The sequence below is a fragment of the Streptomyces boncukensis genome, assembly GCF_011045075.1.
Classification (GTDB): Bacteria; Actinomycetota; Actinomycetes; order Streptomycetales; family Streptomycetaceae; genus Streptomyces; species Streptomyces boncukensis.
The window spans coordinates 1-4,364 of the sequence record NZ_JAAKZZ010000564.1 but is presented as its reverse complement, the minus strand read 5'-3'; the positions used below and the strand labels follow the sequence as shown (position 1 = coordinate 4,364).

At 72.5% G+C, this 4,364-nt stretch carries 5 protein-coding genes; 2 read left to right on the top strand and 3 right to left on the bottom strand.

What is annotated here, in order from left to right; translation table 11 throughout:
* The first annotated feature begins 205 nt into the window (after nt 1-205).
* Both G5C65_RS32045 and G5C65_RS32040 read left to right on the top strand, forming a co-directional pair.
* Entirely contained in the window at nt 206-1,102 is an 897-nt protein-coding gene (locus G5C65_RS32045; RefSeq protein ID WP_165302555.1) for a LysR family transcriptional regulator, read from the top strand.
* Between the two features lie 60 nt (nt 1,103-1,162).
* Nucleotides 1,163-1,684, top strand: a complete 522-nt coding sequence (locus tag G5C65_RS32040) for an NUDIX domain-containing protein (protein ID WP_165302554.1) — start codon at nt 1,163-1,165, stop codon at nt 1,682-1,684.
* A 79-nt stretch (nt 1,685-1,763) separates the two neighbouring features.
* Here G5C65_RS32040 and G5C65_RS32035 read toward each other — a convergent pair whose 3' ends face one another.
* From G5C65_RS32035 to G5C65_RS32025, 3 genes are all read right to left on the bottom strand, one after another.
* Nucleotides 1,764-2,672 (bottom strand): pyridoxamine 5'-phosphate oxidase family protein, encoded by a 909-nt coding sequence (locus G5C65_RS32035; protein ID WP_241266213.1) that lies wholly within the window; start codon nt 2,670-2,672, stop codon nt 1,764-1,766.
* Between the two features lie 122 nt (nt 2,673-2,794).
* The gene (locus G5C65_RS32030; RefSeq protein WP_165302552.1) at nt 2,795-3,925 is read right to left on the bottom strand and encodes a globin domain-containing protein; all 1,131 of its coding nucleotides are present in this window, start codon (nt 3,923-3,925) and stop codon (nt 2,795-2,797) included.
* A 228-nt stretch (nt 3,926-4,153) separates the two neighbouring features.
* Nucleotides 4,154-4,364: HAD hydrolase family protein (locus G5C65_RS32025; RefSeq protein WP_165302551.1), on the bottom strand; the 211-nt coding region annotated here is incomplete at its 5' end.

Below are 4,364 nucleotides of genomic sequence, written 5' to 3'. Positions count from 1 at the left end.
CTCGTGGCACGAGCCACCCCGCGCCGCCCCCCCCGGGGCCGGAAGGCCGGGAACGGCCCGGTGGAAAGCGACGCTCACCCAAGGCTAGTTGACTGTGCGTCAGTGTCCAATCACAGTATCGACATAGACCTATCGAGATAATTATCGTTACGACACGCACAGTGATAAAAGCGGAGGGCGAGCGGAGGGCGGAGGCGTATCTGCCATGGATCTGGCTCTGCTGCGCACGTTTCTCGTCGTGCACCGGGCAGGATCCTTCACGCGCGCCGCGCCGCTGCTCGGGCTCTCACAACCCGCCGTCACCGGGCAGATCCGCACCCTGGAGCGGCAGTTGGGCCGCCCCCTCTTCCTGCGGCAGGCGCGCGGCGTCACGCCCACCACGATCGGTGAGGAACTGGCCCACAAAGTCGCCCCGCATCTCGACGCGCTGCTGGAGATCACCGCGAACCGGTTCGACGACGAGGCGCCGGGACGCACCCTGCACCTCGCCGGGCCGCCCGAGTTCACCTCGGTACGCGCCCTGCCCGCCCTCGCCCCGCTCGTCGAGCAGGGCATCACCGTGCGGACCGCATTCGGCTCGGCCGAGGAGAGCCTGGACGGGCTCGGCGCCGGCCGCCACGACCTCGCCCTGTCCACCGTCCGCGCCCGGGGCGAACTGCTGTCCTCCACCCCACTGTGCGACGAGGAGCATGTGCTCGTCGCGGCCCCCCGGTGGGCGGCGCGGATCGGCGGGGCCTCCGTCGTACGCGCCAAGGGCCACCGGCAGCTGGACGCGGTGCCCGTCATCGACGTCCACGAGAGCATGCCGCTGCTCACCCGCTACTGGGCCGCCGTCTTCGAGACCGGGCCCACCCACACCAGCGCCCTCGTCGCACCCGACCTGCGGGCCGTGCTGGAGTGCGTCGCCGCGGGCGCGGGCATGGCCGTCCTGCCCCGCTATCTGTGCGACGAGGACCTCGGGCCCGGCCGCGTCGTCCCGCTGTACGACCCGTCGGTACCGCCGCTGCGCACCTACTTCCTGTCCGTGCGGACCGGCACGCTCGCGCTGCCGCACATCGCGCGCGCCCACGAGTGGCTGCTGCGCGCCGCCGTGCACTGGTGAATCCCGGACGCCACCGGCCCGCCGGGTTTCACCGCGCATGCCGCGGGCCACACCTCCCCCATGCCCGAGGAACGTGCCGACCACCCCGAACGCCCCGACCACCCCGAACGCCCCGTGCTCAAGCGCACCGCGCGCGCCATCCTGCTGGACGCGAGCCGGCGGCTGATCCTCATCAAGCGCACCAAGCCGGGGCTTCCGCCGTACTGGATCACACCGGGCGGCGGCGTCGAACCCGGCGTCGACGCCACCGTGGTGGACGCCCTGCACCGCGAGGTGGCCGAGGAGCTGGGGGCCAAGGTGACCGACGTGGTGCCCGCCTTCGTGGACACCGTGAGCGACCCCGAGGAGACCCCGGGCGGCGTCAAGGTGCAGCACTTCTTCGTCTGCCGCCTCGCCGCCATGGACCCCGGGCTGCGGCACGGGCCGGAGGTCGAGGAGCCGGTGGGGGAGTACGAGATCGTACGGATCCCCTTCAGCCGGGAGGGCCTCGCCTCCGTGGAGGTCGTCCCGCCGAGCCTGCGCGCGTATCTGGCAGCCAATATCGAGGGCGTACGCGCCCTGCTGGCCCCCGATCTCGGCTGAGCCGGAGCTCGCCGGGCCGACTGGGCCACCTGGGCCGCGGCTGCCCCTCACGGGGGCGTCCCACCCACCGGCCACGGCACTAGGGAGCGCCGAACCAGCCCTGGAACGGGGCGCTCTCCCGCGGCTCCTCGCCCCGCCGCTGCGCCTCCGCCAGCACCCGCTCGGCCTCCCGCCGCCAGGCGGCGGTGTCCCGGGAGTCGTTCACCGGCTCCAGCGGCGTCGTCCATTCGTTCGAGGTCGACGGCGGCTGCGGGGCGTCCAGCCCCAGGGAGAGCGCGGGCTCGGGCTCGGGAGCAGGCGCGGGCTCGGGAGCCGGAGCCGGAGCGGAAACGGGAGCCGGAGCCGGAGGCGGAGGCGGATCAGGCTCGGGAGTGGGTGCGGGAGTGGGCGCGGGCTCGGGGGCCGCTCCCTGCCGAGGCACCCGCCGCTCCCGCGCGGCGCCGAAGAAGTCGCCGCCCTTCCGCTTGTAGTCGTCCGTGCCCCAGTCCCGCGCGGGGCGCTTCGGCGCCTTCTGCAGATGCGGAATGTGCTTCGCGCAGTGGATGTACGCCTCCTCCACCTCCACCCGCACCCACAGTCGCGCCTGCCGCCCCGGCACCGGGTCCTCGGGCAGCTCCGGGAAGGCGGCGCGCAGCACCGCGTCGTCCACGAGCCCCGCGCTTCCGTTGATGTGCAGCCCGATCCGCGCCCGTACGAAGTCGATCAGCAGCAGGCCCACATGGGGGTTCTCCTCGATATTGCCCAGGCTGGCGTGCACCCCGTTGCCCCGGTACTCGGGGAACACCAGGGTGCGCTCGTCCAGCACCCGCAGAAACCCGGGCGGGCCCGCGCGGAAGCTGTTGTCGCACTCGCCGTTGCGGTCGGCCGTCGCGAGGAAGAACATCTCCTGCTGGCCGGCGAAGTCCCGCATCCGCTCGTTGAGATGGTCCAGCACCTGCTCCGCGTAGAAGCGGTCGGCGCGCTCGACCTCCCCCAGCCGCCGCTGCAGCTCATGCTCGCCCACGCTGCCGGGGCGGGCGCCCCGTTCCCGGTGCGCGGCGTCTCCGCCGCCGTATCCGTGTCCGTTCAGCCGCGCGTCCGCCACGCCGTCCCGCCCTCCGTACTCCTCCGTCATGGCCGGTTGACCAGCTCTTCCAGTGCGTCGTGCCGTATTCGATGGGCCGGTATGCCCGCCCCGACCAGGGCGGCGACCCCGCTGCGGATCAGTCCGGGCGGGCCGGACAGATAGCCGTCGTAGGCCGCCCAGGGCCCGTATCTGCGCACCGCGTCGAGCAGTTCGCCGGGCACCGAGGGGACCGAGCCGCGGCCCGCCGCCACCACCGGGCGCACCGACAGCCACGGGTAGCTGCGGTCGAGGCGGAGCAGCGGGTCCAGGTCGTACAGGTCGAGGTCGGTGCGCGCGCCGTAGAAGACCTCGACGGGGCGCGACGCGCCCCGCTTCGCCACATCCTCCACCAGCGCCTTGATGGGGGCGATACCGGTACCGCCGCCCAGGCAGAGCAGCCCGCTGTCCCCGCCGTCGTCGAGGGTCATCGACCCGGCGGGCGGGCCGAGCCGCAGCACGTCCCCGGGGCGCGCCTTGTGGACCAGCGCGGTGGACACCCACCCGGCGGGCACGGCCTTGACATGGAAGACGAGCAGCCCGTCGGGGCGCGGCGCGGAGGCGAACGAGTAGTGCCGCCACACCCGCGGCCACCACGGCGTCTCGATGCTGGTGTACTGCCCGGCGCGGAACGGGTACGGCGCGTCGGGGCGCACCGTGAGCACCGCTATATCGGGGGTGCGCTGCTCATGGGTGACGACCTGGGCCCGCCACCAGGCGGGTGCGTGCCGCTCGTCCTCAGCGGCCGCGTCGATCATGACCTGGGAGAGCGCGGTGTACGCCTTGACCCAGGCGGACTCGGTCTCCGGGCCCCAACTGCGCGGCGCGTACCGCTCCAGCGCCCGCATCAGGCACTCGCCGACGGCGGGGTAGTGCGTCGGCAGCGTCCCGTACTTGCGGTGGCCGCGTCCGAGCGCCGCGAAGTGCGCCTGGAGCGCCGGGCCGTCGTCAAACATCCGCGCGGCGGTCAGCAGCGACCGGAACAGCCGGTCGCGCTGCACATCCATGGCGGCCGGGAACAACTCGCGCACCTGCGGGTACTGCACGAAGAGCAGCGCGTAGAAATACGCGGTCGCGGAGTCGGCCGACCCCTCGACCTCCTCCAGCGTGCGGCGGATCAGCTCCGCTTCACGGGTCATGGTGTGCCTCGCTACGTCACGTCCGAACGAACCCGACCCCCGAGAAACACCGAGCACGAACGAGTGCGGAAGCAACCGTCACAGGCCCTCACAACACGATGCCACGATGCGGAGTCGACCATACCGATGTGACCGCACCGCACAACCCCCTGTCCCGGTTACCCCAGTTTCCGGGATTTCCGCGCCTCCTGGTGCTAAAGAGAACCCGCGTGCGGTGTGCGGGAGGGCTCATCCCGTGCTGACGAGGGCGTATGCCTCGCGAAGATCCCGGCCGCTGTACTGGTGCGAGGCCAGCGCGCGGACATGGTGATCCGCGTTCACGGCCACGGACACCGGCACCTCGGCGAACAGCTCCGCGTCCGAACGAGAATCCCCGTACGCCACGCAGTTCGCAGCGGACACCCCGAACTCCGCACACAGTTCCCGCGCGATCTTCACC